The organism is Alkalihalobacillus deserti (assembly GCF_020734105.1).
GTDB lineage: Bacteria > Bacillota > Bacilli > Bacillales > Bacillaceae_D > Halalkalibacter > Halalkalibacter deserti.
Genome location: NZ_JAJAFR010000006.1, coordinates 263,149 through 282,583, shown reverse-complemented (window position 1 = coordinate 282,583; position 19,435 = coordinate 263,149). Strand labels below are relative to the sequence as shown.

At 38.4% G+C, this 19,435-nt stretch carries 17 protein-coding genes; 6 read left to right on the top strand and 11 right to left on the bottom strand.

Translation table 11 applies throughout. The features are described 5' to 3' along the window. Window positions 1–214 precede the first annotated feature (214 nt). The 3 genes from LDX58_RS13930 (at window position 215) to LDX58_RS13920 (ending at window position 2,954) form a co-directional block, all read left to right on the top strand. Entirely contained in the window at window positions 215–1,183 is a 969-nt protein-coding gene (locus LDX58_RS13930) for a glutaminase (RefSeq protein WP_227937446.1), read from the top strand. 82 nt (window positions 1,184–1,265) lie between these two features. After that, on the top strand, window positions 1,266–2,558 hold the full coding sequence (locus LDX58_RS13925) for a Glu/Leu/Phe/Val family dehydrogenase (protein ID WP_227937445.1): 1,293 nt from the start codon (window positions 1,266–1,268) through the stop codon (window positions 2,556–2,558). Window positions 2,559–2,699: 141 nt separating this feature from the next. After that, window positions 2,700–2,954, top strand: a complete 255-nt coding sequence (locus LDX58_RS13920) for a biotin/lipoyl attachment domain-containing protein (RefSeq protein ID WP_227937444.1) — start codon at window positions 2,700–2,702, stop codon at window positions 2,952–2,954. A 65-nt stretch (window positions 2,955–3,019) separates the two neighbouring features. On the opposite strand, the gene LDX58_RS13915 is transcribed toward LDX58_RS13920, so the two are convergent. The 7 genes from LDX58_RS13915 to LDX58_RS13885 form a co-directional block, all read right to left on the bottom strand. Continuing rightward, window positions 3,020–4,228, bottom strand: coding sequence for an FAD-dependent monooxygenase (locus LDX58_RS13915; protein ID WP_227937443.1), 1,209 nt, complete (start codon window positions 4,226–4,228; stop codon window positions 3,020–3,022). A 43-nt stretch (window positions 4,229–4,271) separates the two neighbouring features. Next, the gene (locus tag LDX58_RS13910; protein WP_227937442.1) at window positions 4,272–5,384 is read right to left on the bottom strand and encodes a cupin domain-containing protein; all 1,113 of its coding nucleotides are present in this window, start codon (window positions 5,382–5,384) and stop codon (window positions 4,272–4,274) included. 20 nt (window positions 5,385–5,404) lie between these two features. Further along, window positions 5,405–5,896, bottom strand: a complete 492-nt coding sequence (locus LDX58_RS13905; RefSeq protein ID WP_227937441.1) for a DinB family protein — start codon at window positions 5,894–5,896, stop codon at window positions 5,405–5,407. Between the two features lie 5 nt (window positions 5,897–5,901). Continuing rightward, the gene (locus LDX58_RS13900; protein WP_227937440.1) at window positions 5,902–6,843 is read right to left on the bottom strand and encodes a fumarylacetoacetate hydrolase family protein; all 942 of its coding nucleotides are present in this window, start codon (window positions 6,841–6,843) and stop codon (window positions 5,902–5,904) included. A gap of 249 nt (window positions 6,844–7,092) precedes the next feature. Further along, a complete protein-coding gene (locus LDX58_RS13895; protein ID WP_227937439.1) occupies window positions 7,093–8,367 on the bottom strand; it encodes a TRAP transporter large permease in 1,275 nt (424 codons plus the stop codon). A gap of 187 nt (window positions 8,368–8,554) precedes the next feature. After that, complete coding sequence (locus LDX58_RS13890; protein ID WP_227937438.1) at window positions 8,555–9,046, bottom strand: TRAP transporter small permease; 492 nt, start codon at window positions 9,044–9,046, stop codon at window positions 8,555–8,557. A 22-nt stretch (window positions 9,047–9,068) separates the two neighbouring features. Next, complete coding sequence (locus tag LDX58_RS13885; protein WP_227937437.1) at window positions 9,069–10,073, bottom strand: TRAP transporter substrate-binding protein; 1,005 nt, start codon at window positions 10,071–10,073, stop codon at window positions 9,069–9,071. Between the two features lie 230 nt (window positions 10,074–10,303). On the opposite strand from LDX58_RS13885, the gene LDX58_RS13880 reads away from it, so the two are divergent. The 3 genes from LDX58_RS13880 (at window position 10,304) to LDX58_RS13870 (ending at window position 13,437) form a co-directional block, all read left to right on the top strand. Further along, window positions 10,304–10,993 carry a response regulator gene (locus LDX58_RS13880; protein WP_227937436.1) on the top strand — a complete coding sequence of 230 codons (690 nt, stop codon included), beginning with the start codon at window positions 10,304–10,306 and terminating at the stop codon, window positions 10,991–10,993. Further along, on the top strand, window positions 10,990–12,345 hold the full coding sequence (locus LDX58_RS26455; RefSeq protein ID WP_227937435.1) for a sensor histidine kinase: 1,356 nt from the start codon (window positions 10,990–10,992) through the stop codon (window positions 12,343–12,345). Before LDX58_RS13880 ends, LDX58_RS26455 begins: the two co-directional genes overlap by 4 nt. Before the next feature lie 126 nt (window positions 12,346–12,471). Further along, on the top strand, window positions 12,472–13,437 hold the full coding sequence (locus LDX58_RS13870) for a Gmad2 immunoglobulin-like domain-containing protein (RefSeq protein ID WP_227937434.1): 966 nt from the start codon (window positions 12,472–12,474) through the stop codon (window positions 13,435–13,437). A 653-nt stretch (window positions 13,438–14,090) separates the two neighbouring features. Here LDX58_RS13870 and LDX58_RS13865 read toward each other — a convergent pair. The 4 genes from LDX58_RS13865 to LDX58_RS13850 all read right to left on the bottom strand — a co-directional run bounded on the left by LDX58_RS13865 (window position 14,091) and on the right by LDX58_RS13850 (window position 19,415). Then, the gene (locus LDX58_RS13865; protein ID WP_227937433.1) at window positions 14,091–15,995 is read right to left on the bottom strand and encodes a TRAP transporter permease; all 1,905 of its coding nucleotides are present in this window, start codon (window positions 15,993–15,995) and stop codon (window positions 14,091–14,093) included. Window positions 15,996–16,169: 174 nt separating this feature from the next. Beyond that, window positions 16,170–17,186, bottom strand: coding sequence for a TAXI family TRAP transporter solute-binding subunit (locus LDX58_RS13860; RefSeq protein WP_227937432.1), 1,017 nt, complete (start codon window positions 17,184–17,186; stop codon window positions 16,170–16,172). A 23-nt stretch (window positions 17,187–17,209) separates the two neighbouring features. Further along, window positions 17,210–18,055 carry an MBL fold metallo-hydrolase gene (locus tag LDX58_RS13855; RefSeq protein ID WP_227937431.1) on the bottom strand — a complete coding sequence of 282 codons (846 nt, stop codon included), beginning with the start codon at window positions 18,053–18,055 and terminating at the stop codon, window positions 17,210–17,212. A gap of 130 nt (window positions 18,056–18,185) precedes the next feature. Continuing rightward, window positions 18,186–19,415, bottom strand: a complete 1,230-nt coding sequence (locus tag LDX58_RS13850; RefSeq protein WP_227937430.1) for an ROK family protein — start codon at window positions 19,413–19,415, stop codon at window positions 18,186–18,188. Between the last annotated feature and the right edge of the window lie 20 nt (window positions 19,416–19,435).

Below are 19,435 nucleotides of genomic sequence, written 5' to 3'. Positions count from 1 at the left end.
AGACACTTTTTTAGCTTAGTTAAAAGCAGTTAATATCTATCGATGTATTCCCCTATCTATTCAGCCTAATGTTAGCACAAAACAGGAGTAAATAATAATTCAGAAAATAATTTTTTGATTAATTTGTAGTGTTTTGATTCTTTTCGTAGCTTAAATTCTATACTGAATTATATCTATTAAACAAAATAACGAAAACGCTTACAAGGAGGGAAATATGAATCTAAAAATGAATTGTAAGGAGGAAACATACCTTGACGAATGGGTCATGAACTATCGTTCGTTAGGCATTAATGGCCAATGTGCTGACTATATTCCTGCTTTAATGGAGTCAAATCTATCGGATTTAGGAGTTTACATGATTAATCCAGATGGAGTGGAAATCAAGTCCGGAGATTGGGAGACCCCTTTTACTCTGCAAAGCATCTCAAAAGTCATTAGTTTTATTGCTGCATGTTTAGACCGTGGAATTTCTTATGTATTAGAACGTGTTGATGTAGAACCTACAGGGGATGCATTTAACTCTATCGTTCGATTAGAAATGCATAAACCAGGTAAACCGTTTAATCCAATGATTAACGCGGGAGCGATTACAGTAGCGTCTCTTCTTTATGGGGAATCACCAGAGCAAAAGTTAGAATCCATATATGCTTTAATAGAAAAAATGGTTGGGAAACGACCAATCATGAATGATAAAGTATTTCAGTCTGAGTGGAAAACAGCAAATCGAAATAGAGCTTTAGCTTATTATTTGAAAGAAAGTGGATTTTTAGAATCAGAAGTAGATGTGGCGTTAGAAGTTTACTTAAAACAATGTTCAATTGAAGTAAATACTAAGGATATTGCGCTAATTGGTTTAATTCTATCCCAAAATGGATACGACCCCATTCATAAGAGACAAGTCTTTCCGAAACAAATAGCCAAACTGATCAAAGGTTTAATGCTAACTTGCGGGATGTATAATGCTTCAGGGAAATTTGCAGCATTTGTTGGAATACCAGCAAAAAGTGGAGTGTCGGGTGGAATTATGGCGTCAGTTCCATCTAGAAATCGTCAAGAATTACCTTTTCAACTAGGCTGTGGGATTGGTATTTATGGACCTGCTATAGATGATTATGGTAATAGCCTTGCAGGTGTTGACCTTTTAAAACATCTTGCTGAGGTGTGGGACCTTAGTATTTTTTAATGAATACTATCGCATTCATTCATTTATAATCATTAAACATTTATGTACGTATTAATAAAATTAAATAAGGGTGGAATAACCTATGAGTACAACAAAGGAATTAAATCGTCTTCAATCCCAAAGTAATGAAGATGGAAAAGCGTTAAGTCTGTTTAAATCTACACAAAGTGTGGTTCGTGAAGCTTTAATTAAATTAGGCTATTCAGATGATATGTTTGAGCTTCTTAAAGAACCATTAAGAATGCTTACGGTACGTATACCAGTTCGTATGGATAATGGGAATGTGAAAATATTTACGGGTTATCGTGCACAACACAATGATGCAATAGGTCCAACAAAAGGCGGAGTACGGTTCCACCCAGATGTAAACGAGGAAGAAGTGAAAGCGTTATCGATTTGGATGAGTTTAAAGTGTGGTATTGCCGATCTCCCATATGGAGGTGGAAAAGGCGGTATTATTTGTGAACCTCAAAACATGTCTTTTCGTGAACTAGAGAGGTTAAGTCGAGGTTATGTTCGTGCGATCAGTCAAGTTGTTGGTCCAACAAAAGATATTCCAGCACCAGATGTATTTACAAATTCACAAATCATGGCTTGGATGATGGACGAATATAGCCGTATTCGAGAATTTGATTCGCCAGGTTTTATTACTGGAAAACCACTTGCCCTTGGTGGTTCACAAGGGAGAGAAAGTGCTACAGCAAGAGGGGTAACCATTTGTATTGAAGAAGCCGCAAAGAAAAAAGGCCTCAAATTAAAAGGGGCACGAGTGATTATACAAGGCTTTGGGAACGCTGGAAGCTTCCTAGCTAAATTCATGAATGATGCCGGAGCAAAGATTGTTGGAATATCCGATGCATATGGTGCTCTATATGATAAAGAAGGACTTGATATCAATCACTTGTTAAGTAAGCGTGATAGTTATGGAACTGTGACCAAGCTTTATAAAAATACAATAACCAATAAAGCACTTCTCAAATCTGATTGTGATATCCTTGTACCTGCTGCTATCTCAAACCAAATCACATTGGAAAATGCTCATGAAATTAAAGCAAAGATTGTCGTTGAGGCTGCCAATGGACCGACAACATTAGACGCAACGAAAATTTTAACCGAACGTGAAGTATTTTTAGTACCAGATGTTTTAGCCAGTTCTGGCGGAGTCACTGTTTCCTATTTTGAATGGGTACAAAACAATCAAGGGTATTATTGGACGGAAGAAGATATCGATCAAAAATTACGCACAATCATGGTAAATTCATTTGAAAATATATGTAGTGTGTCACAACTCTATCAAGTTGACATGCGTCTAGCAGCTTATATGGTCGGTGTACGGAGAATGGCAGAAGCCTCTCGCTTTAGAGGGTGGATTTAATAACATAGAACGAACTGTTTTTCATTTATAAAAAATCGTGTTAAGTGACATACATGATGACTATAAAATGATAACGTCAACGAATGCACTTCATTTTTCAGGTGTGAAAGGTAAGTTAATGAAATAAGGCAGGTATAAAAAATGACTCATATAAATCATATAATAGTAAGTCCCTATACGGGAACCATTGAAAAAATTTTCATAAAAAAAGATTCATATCTCTATGAGTGGGAAACATTATTTTTAATAGAAACTTTGGAAGGTAGTTTAAAAGAAATATCTATTGGTGCTAGTGGCACTATTACGTCTCTTAATGTAAATGAAAAGGATAAAGTTACTATAAATAAAGAATTAGCTTGTTTAGAAGATGATTTATTAATAACAGGCAGTGATTAATAGTTTGAGACAAAAAAACTGTCACCAAAGGTCCATTTTGGAATCTTTAACGACAGCTTAGTAATTCACTTAGTTATTTTTTTAGATCCTTGACCGTATTTCTGTCCGTAGATCCAGTCCACCTGACTAAAGTCTTTTGCATCACGTTGTTTAAAAATCGTGTCACGCAACAGGATAGAAGTTGGGTCTTCTGCATGGATAATTTCTCCCCAAACACGAGCATTTCTTTGTACTCTTGCCGTACGTGGAATACGTTCTTCTTGGAACGCTTTGAATGCCGCTTCATAGTTTTTACCATGTTTCTTAAGCACGTCCGCTAAATAAGAAGCATCTTCCAATGCCTGACCGCCACCTTGTGCCAAGTATTGAAGCATAGGGTGAGCGGCATCACCGAGAAGGCAAATATTTCCCTTTGTCCAGTTGTCGATTGGCTCTCTATCATACATCGGCCAGCGTATTTGTCGTTCAATAAAAGATAGAGCCTTCTCAACAAGAGGGTGAGCTCCTTCAAACACTTGATCCATTTCTTCTGGAGTTCCCCAGTCATCAGAATCTTCTTTATAATTTAAGCTCTTAAAAACAACAACTTGGTTGTAAAGCTCACCACGACGGACAGGATATTGGACAACATGATGATTTGGGCCAATCCACATAATCACGTCATCCATATCCATATTGGCATCATCACTAATTTCAGAGATTGGAATCGTACCGCGATAAGCGACATATTCCGCACAAATTGCCTTATCATCGGAGAAATAAGCGCGCGTCTTCGACCAAAGTCCATCTGCTCCAATTAGCGCTTTGCCAACCACTTTTTCTCCGCTAGCCTTTATCGCAACAACACCGTCAGTCGTTTCTTCTATTTTTTCAATATGTTGGTCAGTAATTAGATTAACTAAAGGACTTTTTTCACATGCATCTAAAAGCGCAAAGTGTAAATCTGAACGGTGTAAAACGATGTATGGGAAACCATATTTTTCTTTAAACTCTTCCCCTAAATCGAGGGCAGATAACTCTTCACCTGTAAACGTATCCTTTAGAACAAGTCGTTTTGGAAAAACAGCAATTTTTTCGATTTCCTTACCTACTCCAAAACGGTCTAAAACGGCCATCGCATTTGGCCCCATTTGAATACCCGCACCAATTTCCCCGAATTCAGGCGCTTGTTCAAGTACGGTAGTTTTTTGGCCAGCTTCAGCAGCTGCTAGAGCAGCAGCCAAACCGCCAATGCCGCCACCGACAATGATCATTTTATCCTCTGTTTTTGTCATTTTAAGTACCTCCACATTTAGAAATATTAGATCTCCATTTCATTTACCCAAGCACAGGTTTAAATTCGCTCGTTACTTCTTGATAGCCATTTCCTTGCTCATATGCTTCTTCTCTCTCGACATCAAAGTGTTCCATAATTGGTAAGTCACTGACAGAAAAGAAGAACGTATCTTCATTAGCCACATGCTCATGCCACGCCCAGTTTGGAACAACAAAGTAATCACCTTGAGACCAATCAAAACGCTGACCATTAATCACACTGTAACCAGACCCTTTATACACTTGGTAAATAGTCGAATGTGTATGACGATGTGCTTTAGAATGGTATCCTTTTGGAAGCTTCTGCATCCAAGCCGCAATCGTCGGGTTTGCGGTTTTACCAGTTGAAGGATTGATAAACTCAACCGCGTATCCATCATAGGCATCTGGTTCAAAACGACTTAACCCATCTATCGCCGCTAACGTTTGATTCCATTTATAGGAACCAAGCGGTGCTTTTTTCGGATGACGGTCAGAAATCGGACGCATCATCCCGCCCATATAACGCTGCGCTGAATAATTATCTGGTACACTCGGCTGTTCAATTTTTTCTGGATAAGATTCAAAGAAGGTTGCCCCCAACATGTAGACCGTTGGAATATCCAAAACATCCATCCAAATCATTGGCTCTTTCCCTACGTGACCGTGACCATGCCAAAGATCTTTTGGTGTAATCAGGAAATCTCCTTCTTCCATAAAGAGGCGTTCACCTTGAACAATTGAATAGGCACCCTCGCCATGGGTGACAAACCGAAGCGCATTCTGAGTATGACGATGAGATGGAGCCTCTTCACCTGGTTGTAGCAACTGAACAGCAGCATAGAGCGTTTGACTTGTTGAAGCCCATCCCCATGGTTGACGATAGTCCAGTCCTGGATTTTGAAGATAAATCGCTCTTCTTTCGCCACCACGTTCTGGAGTGAAAATTTGTGCTGCTTCACCTAGCTTCTTTTTAAGAAGATCCCATTTCCAAAGATAGGCCTCTGCATGCGGTTCTGGCTGCTTATGCATCAGTGCTGGAATCGCTTCCCAGAGTGGTCCAAGATTATACTGCCTAATATCTTGCGTAAAATCTTGAACCATTTTACTTTTGAAAAAGTCATTTTTCTCTGCCATGCTCTCCTCCACCCTTCGTTTTATTGTTCGTTGTTTAATTTCGATAGGTTGCGCTCGATTTGACCTTCATGCTTGTTAACATGTTGATCGATTAAATGATCAATAATAAAAGAAAGTGGTTTCGTTCCAAAGTTAGGATTAACACTTGTTGCTTCTGTCGCAAGTTGTTCAGGCGTCAAGTTTTCAATTCCGGCTTGGACCGTTTGTTCCACTTCTTCAAGTTTTTGTATCATTTCATCTACACTAATCGCGTTTACTGTTTCAGGTTTAACGGCTTCTAGACGTGGCTCGTGTAAATGATTTCTTCCCCACTCTTTCCCAGGAGTCTCAACAAGCTGTTCAATTTCACCTACCCAATATGGCAATGCTTCGACAATATGTGCCATAATTTGCATGATCGACCATTCATCTTCTGTTGGATTCCAGCGAATCGTTTCTTCTGGCAACCCTTTCACTGTTTCAATAATGCGATCAATCGATTCATTAACGGAAGTAATATTGCTTTGTGTCATGCTTTTTACTCTCCTTTTACCGTACGTACTGTGTTTTCTAACACGCCTACTTGATCGATTTCCACGCGTACTACGTCTCCATCTTTCAACCAAACTTGAGGTTCCATTGCTTGAATGACGCCACCTGGAGTTCCAGTAATCACGATATCACCAGGCTCTAATGTGGCAAGATTCGATAAGAAGGAGACTAAGTGTTTGACTGAGAATACTTGGTTCGCTGTATTTGTACGTTGACGTTCATCTCCGTTGACGGTTAACACCATTTCCAACGTTTGTGGATCTTTTATTTCATCTGCAGTAACCATCCATGGCCCCATTGGTAAACTGCCATCTACTGTTTTACCTTGTAACCATTGAAGCGTACGTCGTTGAATGTCGCGATACGTAACGTCATTCGCTACTGCATAACCTGCAACATAATCTAGTGCCTCTTCTTCTGACACGTTTTTCGCGCGTTTGCCGATGACAAAGGCGAATTCAGCTTCATAATCTAGTTGTTCTGAAACAGGGTGGAATGGAATATCATCTTGTGGCCCAATGACGGTGTTGCCAAATTTTGCAAACAGAACTGGATTCGTAGGAAGTTCACGCCCCATCTCTAAAATATGTTCACGATAGTTATGTCCTACTGCAAAGATCTTTCCTGGTTTTGGAACAGGCGCTTCTACTTTTACTTCATTGTACGGATAAACCAGTTTATAGCCGTTATCGTCTTGATTCGTTAGCGCATAATCAACTGCTTTCTTAGCTAGTTCCATGCTTTCTTTTCCACCTTGAAGGAATCCTGTCATATCAGCAGGAACAAACGCTTCAGCAATTTGACTAGCGCGTAGTTTTCCTTCCGATTTTAGTAACGCCTTATAAGATGCATGTAAATCGATTACCTCTTCATTGACAATTGCTCCAACACGGGAGATTCCTGTGTGCTTAAATGTAATTAGTTTCATTAGTTAGCTTAGCTCCTTTTATTCCTCTTTATTTATTATAAAGTGTAGATTCGGATTCAATTTATATCTTTTGTCAGATTTAAACGTTTTACTCGCGCTTTATTTAACACGACAGCTACTACCTTTTTAGCTTCTAAAATTATTCATCACTTATGACAAATGAGTATCAAATACTTCAATCTACTATCTTAAATAGACCGTTTGGGTTTAAGAAATACCTTTATCCATCCACTCTTAATAATTCAATGATTACCTTGCCATATTCGGAATCCATAATACGATACCTGGCCAAACCGTAACGATAAGTAACACAACAATTGAAACGATCAAAAAAGGAAAAATTGATTTTGTTAACTCTTCTATTTTTACTTGTCCGATCGAAGAGGCTATAAATAGACCCGCTCCAACCGGTGGAGTTAACAGTCCGAGCGTTAAATTGATACATATAATAATCCCAAAGTGAACCGGATCAATGTCATATGTAGCGATCATAGGCAGATAGATCGGAACTAAAATAATTAAAGCTGCAATTCCATCGATCACCATTCCTACTAAAAGGAGTAAAAGATTAGTTAGCAAAAGGAATAATAAAGGACTTTCTGTTAACCCTAACATTCCTTTTGCTATCATTTGCGGGATGCCTTCAAACGTCAATACCCACCCAAATATATTCGCCATCGCTATAAGCAACGTAACAGTAGCTGTTGTCATAGCTGTATTTACTAATATATCAGGGATGTCTTTGATTTTAAGATCCCTATATAAGAAAAATCCGATAATTATCGCGATCAAACAAGCGATAGCTGCTGATTCAGTCGGAGTAAACACCCCACTTATAATCCCTACGATAATGATTCCAGGAACTAGTAATGCTGGGATAATTTTAAGACTAGCCTCTAGTACAATTTTCAATGGCTCTTTCTCTGAACGGGGTAATTGATAACGATACCCTAAATACATAATAAGAAAGATAAAGGAGAGACCTAATAAAATACCAGGCATAATTCCAGCTAAAAACATCGTACCTATCGACGTTCCGGATTGAACACCATAAATAATAAATAACATACTTGGAGGAATAATCGGACCGAGTAATGCAGCTGCGGCTGTAGTTGCTGCACCAAAAGATCTCTTATATCCTTCCTCTTCCATGGCAGGAACCATGACTTTGCTCATCATCGCAATTTGGGCTGTTGCTGAACCGATGATAGACGCTAAAAACATATTGGCGACAACATTTACGTAAGCTAAACCTGCTCTATAATGTCCAAATACCACTTTAGCAAAACGAACAAGGCGTTTTGTAATCCCTCCTGCATTCATTAATTCTCCAGCGAGCATGAATAACGGAATGGCTAACAACCCATAACTTGCTAAGCCGGAATATAATCGTTGTGGAACCGTATTTAAAAGTCCTAAACTACCACTAATGAGGATATAGGAAACACTCGTTATTCCTAAAACAATCGCTATTGGTATTCGTATTAATAGTAGAACGATAAACACAAGTAATACTAGTAACATAATATCCTCTCCCTTTTTAGAGGTCATTGAAAAAGGTATTATTTTCACCTTTTTCAGTGGCCTTTAAGCAATGAGCGGAACCGTTGCTTTGTCTTAAGCCTGCAATTAGTGGGGTTCTCAATCCGCAGGCGCGCAACGTGTCGAGCCATTGCTGCTTCCTTGAATCTGCTAAAAGGTCTTTTTTTAGTTATGAAGTCTCCTTTAAGCTTAATAAAAATAAATGAATTGAATGTATACTCATAAAGAAAAAGCCTAAAGGAACGCTTAAATAAGGGTAAATCATTGGAATTTGCATAGAAGTCGATATCTGTAACAAGATATTTGGTGAACTAAGCCATATACCCGAATAATAAACGATAAATAAACCAAAAAGGAACACAATGACAAAGCCAATACTAGCGACTATTTTTCTAAGCTTGTCATTTAATTTATCTACTAAAATCGTAACGGCAGCTGTTTGCTGCCGTTTCACACTCATACTTCCTCCTAAAAAGGTCAACCAAACTAAAGTAAAAATTGCAAACTCGTCACTCCAAAATAAGGGGCTATTCAAGTAATAACGGAAAAATACACCAGCTGTAAGTGCTACAAACATAGCAATAATTAAGATCATGACTATCGCTTTTTCTAATTTGAAAACGTAATCACTTATTTTCCCGAATATATTTGCTAAAGTCACTTCTTTGCCCCCTCTATACGTTTTATTGATTGTTTTCAATAAATGATTGAATTAGCTCATTCTTGCTGTACTTTGAATAAATTTGGTCTTGAATTGGTTTGAAAGATGCCGTATCAAAGTCTTCAACGATATTTAACCCTTCCTGTTTCACAAACTCTAGATTACCTTTTTCTCGTTGAATCGCATCTTCAACTCCCCATTCTACCGCAGCCTCCATCGCTTCTTTCACAATTTCTTGGTCCTCGGGAGACAGTGATTCAAATACTTTTTGGCTCATGACAGCAACTGCAGGGAATTGCATATGTTTCGTTAATGTTAAATCGTTGGCAATTTCTTGTAAGTTAAGGGACACAAGAGCATCTAAATCAATATCAATCCCATCAATAACCCCTGTTTGTAAGGACGAATACACTTCCCCGAGTGGCATTGGAGTAGGACTCACTCCTAAATCTGTCCAAAACTCTTGCATAACTGGATTTCCAATAATACGTAGCTTCTGACCCGTCAAATCTTCTCGAGATTTTATCGCCTTGTCTTTCATTAATACATGTCTTTCTCCAGCAAAACTAAAATCTAATCCGACTAGTCCTTGTGCTTCAAGTTCATTTAACATTTCTTTTGCTTCTTCAGATCGTCTAGCTTGACTTGCTTCTTCTAAATCTTCAAAGAGAAACGGCATAAACCACGCATTTAAGGATTCAGACCTTGTACTCAAATACGCATTTGTGATAAAGCCAAAGTCTAACGTACCTGTTTCCATTTGTTGAACCATATCTGCCTCAGATCCAAGCTGTTCACTTGGAAAAACTTGCACACTCATCCGCCCATTTGAGCGAGATTGAAGCTCTTCATTAAACTTCTCGGCCGTTACTGTCCAACCATGCGAAGGTGGTGTTACCATCGATACTTTAAAAGAGTAAGTTTGTTCTCCATCTGCTTCATTTACGTTTTCATTGCCTCCACACGCAGTAAGCATTATTATCAAAAGTAAAGATAACACACTTAGTTTAACGCTGTATTTTTTCAATATAATCCCCCATTTGTTTAGTTTAATTTTAGACTTCCTCATAGTTGCTTAAATATGCAAGTAACAGATAAACTTTTACTAAGTACTATTCCACTTTACCGGTAATCGTTTTTACCAATATCTTTTAGTTTCTTCTATTGGTTAGACAAATAGTAAGAGCTTGATATATACATCTTCAAAATGTAACATACTTCCCATGACAACAGGCTTGCTAAACAAGGAGGAATAGAATGAAGTATTTTTTACTCGTTGAGGACGAACAAATTTTAGCTAAAAATATTGCTTTTTTTCTAGAACGAGAAGGCTATCAAGTAGATATAGAATATGACGGAGAAGCGGGATGGGCGTCATACAAATCTAAAGCATATGATCTTGTTTTATTAGATTGGACTTTACCAAAAAAAGATGGTTTAGAACTTTGTAAACAAATCCGAAAAGAATCAAATGTTCCTATCATGATGATTACTGCCAAAGGTGAAATTTTAGATAAAATAATCGGCTTAGAGCTGGGCGCAGACGATTATCTTGTTAAACCCTTTGATCAACGAGAATTATTGGCTAGAATTCATGCTTTATTAAGAAGAAATGAAAAAGCAAGTAGTGAACAACGTGTGGAGCAGTTGCTTCAATATGAGGAACTCAAATTGGACCGTGAAAAGCTACTTATTTTATTCAGAGACCAAAGCATTGCTCTTACAGCCAATGAGTATAAATTGATTGAAATTTTAATGAAGAAGCCGAATAACGTCTATTCACGGGAATTTTTATATGAACAGATTTGGGGCGGTTTACTAGAGTATAGTGAACGAACCGTCGATGTCACTATCAGTCGATTACGAAAAAAATTAATGGAGCTTTCAGGGAAGAAATATTTTCATGCCATAAGAGGCATGGGTTACCGTTTTGGAGGAAAGTCGTGAAGATTCAATATCAATTGTGGTTGATTTTTTCTTGTCTATTTATTGTTGTCTGCCTTGCCGTATACATCGTTGTATCAACTACGTATGAACAACGGTTACAACTGGGGTATGAACAAGTATCGATCACTCAAGGCTCTACCATTCTTGACCAATTCAAAGATACTTATCCCTATTCACCCAACCGTAGCATAGGTTACCTTCAAACGTACAGCAAACAATTAAACAGCAGATTGATTATGTTGGATCACGATAAAAAAGTTTATGCAGATAGTTTTCAGCAACTCAAACCAAACACAACCTTAAATCTGACTATATTAGCTCAAGACACGGTTCCGGTTTCTCTCTTTTCCGAAACAGACCCTTTTGGCTATCTTCAATATACTTTACTCCCTTTTCAGACAGTAGAAAGTGAAGGTTATTTATTAATGATTCAAGAAGTTGATCAACTGTACGCTGAATTAAAATCCTTTCAAAAATGGATCGTCCAAACGCTACTTATCGCTGTTTTTGTTTTCTTTTTCATTTCATATTTTATCTCAACCTGGTTTTCAAAACCAATCCGTCAAATTATCTTTCACTTAAAAGAAGTAACGCCGCAAAAGCGCTTTTTTTCCTTGAAACATCCACGACGTGATGAGATTACAGACTTAATTAATGCGATTCAAAATATGGTGGGAGAATTAAACCTATATGATGAAAGGCAACGACGGTTTTTGAGTACGTCCTCACATGAATTAAAAACTCCTTTGGCAACCATGCAGCTTATCCTTGAGAATCTGCCATATGTGCGTGAGAATGAAGCAACATATCAAGAATTTGTACAAGACCTATCGTTCCAAGTTCAAAAAATGAAACAAATGGTTGACCAATTATTACAAATTAATCGTATATCGGATAAATATCTCGAAAAAGAAACACTGATTGCCGGGGACTTACAGCATCATCTGCTACAGTCCTTTCAACATCTTGCCCAAGACAGACAAATAACCTTAGAATTTGAATTTGATCCAGTCCAATTATATGTCAATCGAGCAATGTTTCTACGTGGACTTGATAACCTGGTTTCGAATGCTATTCGCTATTCTCCCCAAGATGCATCCGTAAAAATTATTATCAAAAGTGAGGAAGAGCAATATAAGATCAGTGTATGTGACCAAGGAATGGGCATTTCTCCAGAAGATCTTCCTCATATTTTTGAACCTTTTTACCGTTCGAATGATGCAACGGCATGGAATCAAGAAGGCAGCGGTTTAGGCTTAACCATTGTCAAACAAATGGTTGAAATGCATAACGGGAGGATTGAGATTGATACAGAACAAAACCAAGGAACATGCATACACTTGTTGTTCTAAAAAAACGTAAGTAACAAAAATGTTACATTTCTTAAATTTTCATGATACAAAAGGTGGCTATATTATAAGTAAGCCAAATCAATCAAGTAATTCTTACAACTTAAAACTTACAAGGAGGTTATCGTGATGAAAAAAATGTTGACTGTTATGGTGATGCTTATGTTGGGAAGCCTCGTAATCTTAACCGCTTGCGGTAATGATATGACTGATCCTGATGCAACCAATCAACCAGGTGAAAAGGACATAAATACCCCTTCAAAAGATCCGATCGAAAAGGAAGAACAAGATGAACAATCTGTTGATGAAACAAATTTATCTCCAACACCTGATGAAAAGCAGGAAACACATCAAGTCGTACTTTACTTCTCTGATAATGATTTAATCGATACTTATCGGATTGAAAAAGAGATTGATGTCAGAAAAGGAGAGAATGTCGCAAAAGCTGCATTAGAAGCTTGGGTCAACGGACCTGAACACGACGAATTAACAGGGTTAATCAATTCAGAAGTGATTATCGAATATGTTGAAGAAGTTGACGGAATCGCACATGTCAGTTTTTCAAAAGAGATCAAGGAAAGTAACCTGGGTTCAAGTGGTGAATTAATGTTTGCTGAACAAATTGCCATGATTATGCAGCAATTCGGATTTGAACAGACTCAAATCTTAGTAGAAGGTAGAGTTGGCGAAACATTGCTTGGCCATCTTTATACCGGGGATCCCATCGTAGCAAATGATCCTGAAAGCTACCTTTGGGTTGATGAAAAGGATTCACGTAAGATCGTATTGCAAAACGCAGCTTTCCGAATTTACGAACCAGCCCCAGATGCTAAAGTGAAAGACCAGATCGTTGTAAGCGGATTAGCTCGGGTTTATGAAGGGACTGTATTATATGAATTTGAAGATGGACACTTTATTCTAGATGAAGGGTTCACAACAGCTACAAATGGTGCTCCTGGATGGGGAGAATTTGAGATTGTCATTGAACTTGATGACGCAGTTAATTATTCAGGTAGAGTGATCCTCTTCGAAGAAAGTGCCAAAGATGGATCTAGAATGAATGAACTGATAATTCCTGTCAATGTTACGAAATAAACTTATAGAGCTTGTTCAAAAAGGGCGGTCTTCCCTTTTTGAACAAGCTCTAAGCAATGAGCGAAGCCACTGCAATGTTTTAAGTCGATCCGAGTGGTTTTCTCGGATCGACGCGCAGTGAGTGAAGCCATTGCAACTCCGCATTAGGAAAGAAGATATTAAAGGTTCAAAAAGGGAGTTTTCTCCCTTTTTGAACAGACTAAGAAGCAATAAGCGTAGTTGCTACATCTTTAAAAGTGTTACTATGAGTAGGTTTCTCATAATAACACGAGTAGCGAACGGAGCCATTGCAAATCTTAGAGTACCTTTTTGAACACGCTCTTATAGGAAACGGTCTCCTCGAGGCAAAGTCGATGAACGCCCCGATGATTCAGTAATCCAGGCAATGAAGATGAACGAAAAAGGCGATGTGATGAAGAATTGCACGCATAGAACAAGGATGAAACGATATTATAGCAGCTGCTCTATTTAATTAGAGCATTTGTTTTTTGATAGATTTAGAGAGAGCCCCTCAAGAATTACATGATAAATACAACACCTGAGCAATAAAAAAAAGCTCACACATCTCCTAAAAGATGCACAAGCCTAATCATTTCAACCAATAATATAGTACTTTTACTGCACTTCCCTTTAACACACGGCCACCCGGCCCCTCAGGCGCCAAGATCAGCTCCATCAGATATTGCTTTCTGACGGGTATTTGGTAATTTACTATTTCTTTGATCAATCAATAGTGTAACAACCGCAATAACTAAGCCCACGATATCGATCCACATCCCCGTTTGAACTAACATAATGGAAGATATAAAAAGTAGTATTCTCGAAGCAACAGCAAGCTTTGAGAATAAAAACCCTTCAATCGCTATCGAAAGCCCAATCACACCAACGATCGCCGTTATTGTTGCATAGACAATCATTCCCGGAGAACCTTGTAAAATGAGTTCCGGTCCAAAAATGAACATAAACGGAATAATAAAGGCCACTAGCCCCAGACTACATGACTGCAAGGAAACTTTTAAAGGATTTGCCTTCGCTATACCAGCTGCTGCATATGACGCAATGGCTACAGGTGGTGTAATAGCTGACAATGTTCCGTAATAGAAAATGAACAAATGAGCAGCAATCGGAGACACACCTAATGCCGTCATAGCAGGTGCCGCTAAAATTGCTAAGATTAAGTAACAGGCAACCGGTGGAAGACCCATTCCTAAAACAATCGAAGCGAACATCGTTAAAATACATAATAATAGCAAATTGCCACCAGATAGTTCGAGAAGCAATCCTGAAAAACGTAATCCTATACCTGTCATATCAATTACACCAATAACAATTCCTGCACAGGCACAGGCCGCGATAACAACTAGCGCCATTTTGACTCCATCCTGCAATGCTCCAGAAATTTGCTTGATACTCATGCGCGTTTCTTTTCGGATAAGGCAAACAATAGGAACAGAAAGGATCGACCAAAATACAGCTTTCACTGTCGTTAATTGCGCAATCATTAATAAATACACTAGAAGTACAAGAGGGATTGCTAAATGACCTTTTGTTAACAAAAGCTGTTTTACATTGATTGTTTTCACTTCTTCGACTGCGGAAAGGCCTACTTTCGCCGCACGCAAGTCGACCATCGTAAACACGGCAATGTAATACAAAATAGCAGGAATCAATGCTGCGAAAGCTACTTCAGCAAATGAAATTTGGAGAAAGTCTGCCATTAAAAACGCTACCGCACCCATTACTGGCGGTAAAAGCATGCCGCCTGTTGATGCAACAGATTCTACAGCTGCTGCATATTGTGGTTTATAGCCACCTTTTTTCATTAAAGGAATCGTTAGTACACCTGTGCTAACCACATTCGCGACCTGACTACCACTAATGGAGCCAAACAGCGAGCTAGCCACAACGGATACTTTTGCAGCACCGCCACGAAATCTCCCTACAAGCGCCATAGCTAGATCGATAAACAAACCACCTGCTCCAGAGCGCTCTAAAAAAGCACCAAATATGACGAATAACACGACATAACTTGCGGATACCCCAAGTGGAGTACCAAATATTCCATTCGTACTTAAACCAACTTGGGTAATGATACGCTCAATTGACACACCGGAATGAGCTAGCATTAATGGTAGTCGATCTCCCCATAATGCATATGCTAAGAAAATACTAGCAATAATAGGCAGTGCCAATCCTAGCATTCTCCGTGAAGCTTCAAGAGTTAACAAGATAACCAGTGCACCAACAATTAACGTCCAAGTTGTCGGCGCGATTAGAGATGTTGTAAGCTGGACGTATTGAACCGTAATATACGCACATGTGACAAGGGCAACCGCCGCTAAAGCTAAGTTAATCGTTTTTTCAGCAACATGTTCGGAAGCGCTTCCTTTTTTCTCTTTAATAAAAGGATAAAGAAGAAAAACAAGCGCCAATCCTACTCCAAGATGTATAGCACGCTGTTGCGTAGCCGGAAACAGCTGTATGCCGCCAGCGTATAAGTGAAACAGAGCTAAAGCTAGTGCGAGTACACCAACAATTAAATGAATCCATCGCTTCATGAAAATCACTCCTCGTTTATTCGAGTCTACTGAAAAAGGGGGTTTTTTTGAGGTCAAAGAAAAAGATACGGTTTTTACCTTTTTTCAGTAGACTCTAACCAATAAGCGGAGCCCTTACCGCTTCCTCGAATCTCTTTCAAAAGTCGTTTTTTCCCTTTGTCAGTGCCCTCCGTTTTATTCGATTAGCCCTTTTTCTCTGTAATACTTCTCCGCCCCAGCATGCAGCGGGATTTGCAAACCATTCATAATCGTTTCTTCACTGATATCTTTGGCAACCGGATGAACTCCTTGTAGTTCTGCTTGATTGCTTAAAATCGTGTCGATAAAGTGATAAACCAATTCTTCATCAGTCGTTTCATGAGTAAAAACAATGACATCCAATGAAGGGATTGTTATCTCATTGTCCTGACCTGGATAAGTCTCTGCTTCCACTTTCTTCACACTGTAATACGTGTTTTCTTCAAGAAACTTTTTCTCTTCAGCTTCTTCTATAGTTAAAAATCGAATATCATGAAGCTGACTCAGTTCATTTACTAGTGGAGCTGGAATTGCGCCTAGTAAAGGACCAGCATCTATACTTCCATTTTGAATACCTTCTTGAATTTCTTTATAGCCAAGTGGAATAACTTTATAATCACTCTCTTCAAGGCCATATCCATCTTTTAAAAGCGTTTTCATAATTGCTTCTGTAGCAGAACCTGGTGGAAGACCAATTTTCTTCCCCTTTAAATCTGCATATGATTGAATATCAGAATTCGCTGAAACGACCATATGGGCAGCTGCATAAGTCAAATAGCTCACCGCACGCAAGTTTTCATGCTTTCCGGGAATGTTCTCGTATTCGCCATGATAAGTCGTTACTACTTCCATAGCTGAGTTAATCCCAAATGCTGCTTTATCTTGGTTTGCTCGATTCATCACCATTTGCATAATTTCCGCTCCACCGTTCGTTGCTTCTGTAACGAGTTGAACGTTAGGCATCGTTTCATTACTGTTAAATATCTTACCAATACCTGCACTTAAAATGTAGGCGATCCCACCTGCTCCTGGTGTATAAACGGGAATAATTCCGGAAGCATTCGTTCCTGTCCCTTCACTTTCATTTCCATCTGCCGAACTACCACAAGCTGAAAGTATTCCTATTAAAAGTACCGTGATCATAGCTAATGAATAAACCTTATTTTTCTTCATGTTAATGCCCCCTTTGATTGGTATTAAGATTTCGTTAACGTTTTGGATGAAAGTTTAATGACATCTAAATCATTCGGGATTATGATTTCACCATTGAATACTCCAGCCGCTTCATCTAACACATTTTTAGGATTCATTTTTGGCAAAAAGTGTGTTAAAACTAGTTGCTTTACGTTTGCTTTTTTCGCTGTTTCTGCTGCTTGCGCCGGTGTACAATGTTCTTTCTGAAGATTTTCCCATATTTTTGAAGAATTAGGTGTTTGATCATCTTCTATAAGTGTTAGACACGCATCATGAATTAACATCCCTGCTCCTTCAGCGAGCTTCGCAAGCGGATCTGTCGGCGGGGCAGTATCGCCTCCGAAAACGACTGAATCACTTTCTTTGTCAAAGCGGTATGCGAATGTAGGGACATTATGAACCATCTCCGCACAATGTACATCGATAGGCAATTCCACATTAACGCGACCCTCTTTTTCAATTTCAATGACTTTCACATCACGTATACCTGTATCTGGTCTTCCCAACGACATACGGTAGTTGATATCATTTTCTAGCATTTCCACTAGTAAATCATGCATTTTTTTCGTTCCAACCGGTCCTACAACCGTTAGTTCGCGTCGACCTTCTACCCAACTGCTTATTAAAAAGTTAGCATACCCTAACATATGATCGGCGTGAAGATGTGTAAAGAACACATACTTGATATCTTGCGGGGGAATATCCGCTTTTACTAACTGCATCGTTGTCCCCTCTGCACAATCTACTAAGATCGACTCTCCGCCCATTGATAATAGATGCGCTGTAGCCATTCTCTCTTTATTTAAACGCGGGCTTCCTGTTCCAAGCATAATTACTGATGTACTCATCATTCCATCTCCCTTTCTCTTTTGACCATAATGGATAAAATCGACTAAAAAAGAGCGCTTACAATAATATTAATTTCTATTAAATCCATTTTGGGTTTAATTTCTTCTTAGTTGTATAGTAACTAATTAGTTAGAAAATTGCAACGCTTTTTTCACTTGAAAAATTTAGGTCTTTAAAATACGATTCAAATAGCAATATAGCTGCACCAATGGCGGCTGCATTTTCTTGAAGCCATCCCTGTGAAAAGATTACCTCTTTCTCTTCGTGAATATTTTCTGCTATATTATCAACAACTTGTTCATAATAACCATCAAACTCATATAGAAAAGGACCATTCAAAATGATTATTTCCGACCGAAAAAGATTAAGTAAATTAGAAAGACCTATCCCTAAATACCGTGCACTCTCTAAGATAATTCTTTCTGTTTTTTTGTCGCCTTGCTTAAAATATTCCATCATCTCAGTAAGCGATGCTTTTTGAAAAAGTTCTTTACTCATATTTCCTAATAACGCATTTTCACTTTCTAATTGACGGACTATGCTTTGAAATGATGTGTAAGAAACGATACATCCTCTTTTTCCGCAAGAACAAATATTCCCGTTTAAATCTACAATCATATGACCGTACCCGCTTTGGTCGGCATACTGATCTGGTAAAATCATTCCGTTAACGACAACGCCGCAATCGATTCCCCAACCACCACTTACACAGTAGAGGATATTTTCATAAAGGTAATTATTTGCGTGGTATTCTGCGACGGCTGCTGCATTAGCACCTTTTTCAAGCACCACTTTTACCGGAAATGCTTGTTGAATCAGCTTCACAATCGGAACGTGATTCCAGTTGGCAGCTAGAAAGGATTCCGGTTTTAAAATCATCCCTTCTGCCCGATTTAATGGACCAATTACTGCAAGACCAATCCCCATCAGTTTTTCCTGATCAAAATGATGCTTTTCCATAAAATTTTCTATAATATTTTTAATTTTCAACATAACAAATTCCGGAGTATGCATCGTTGTCATGATGAACGATTCCTGATCAATCTGGTCATATCGCAAATTCAACAAGACAATATTGGTTTTCATTCGGGAAATATGAATACCAATCAGATAATTTCCATTCCTTACTACATCATAAAGAATCGGCCGGCGCCCAACGAAGGACTCTCCAAGTCCACATTCTTCAATAAATTTGCATTTTAATAATTCATCAATCATGCGAACAAGAGTGGTTTTCTTTATTTCTGTTTTCTCAATTAAATCCGCTTTTGTTATTGGCCCATATTTATGGATTAATAAATATAATTTTTTCAAATCTTGATTCTTGGGTGTTGTATTTTGAAGAAATTGTTTAAACATACGATCACCAATCCCTAAAA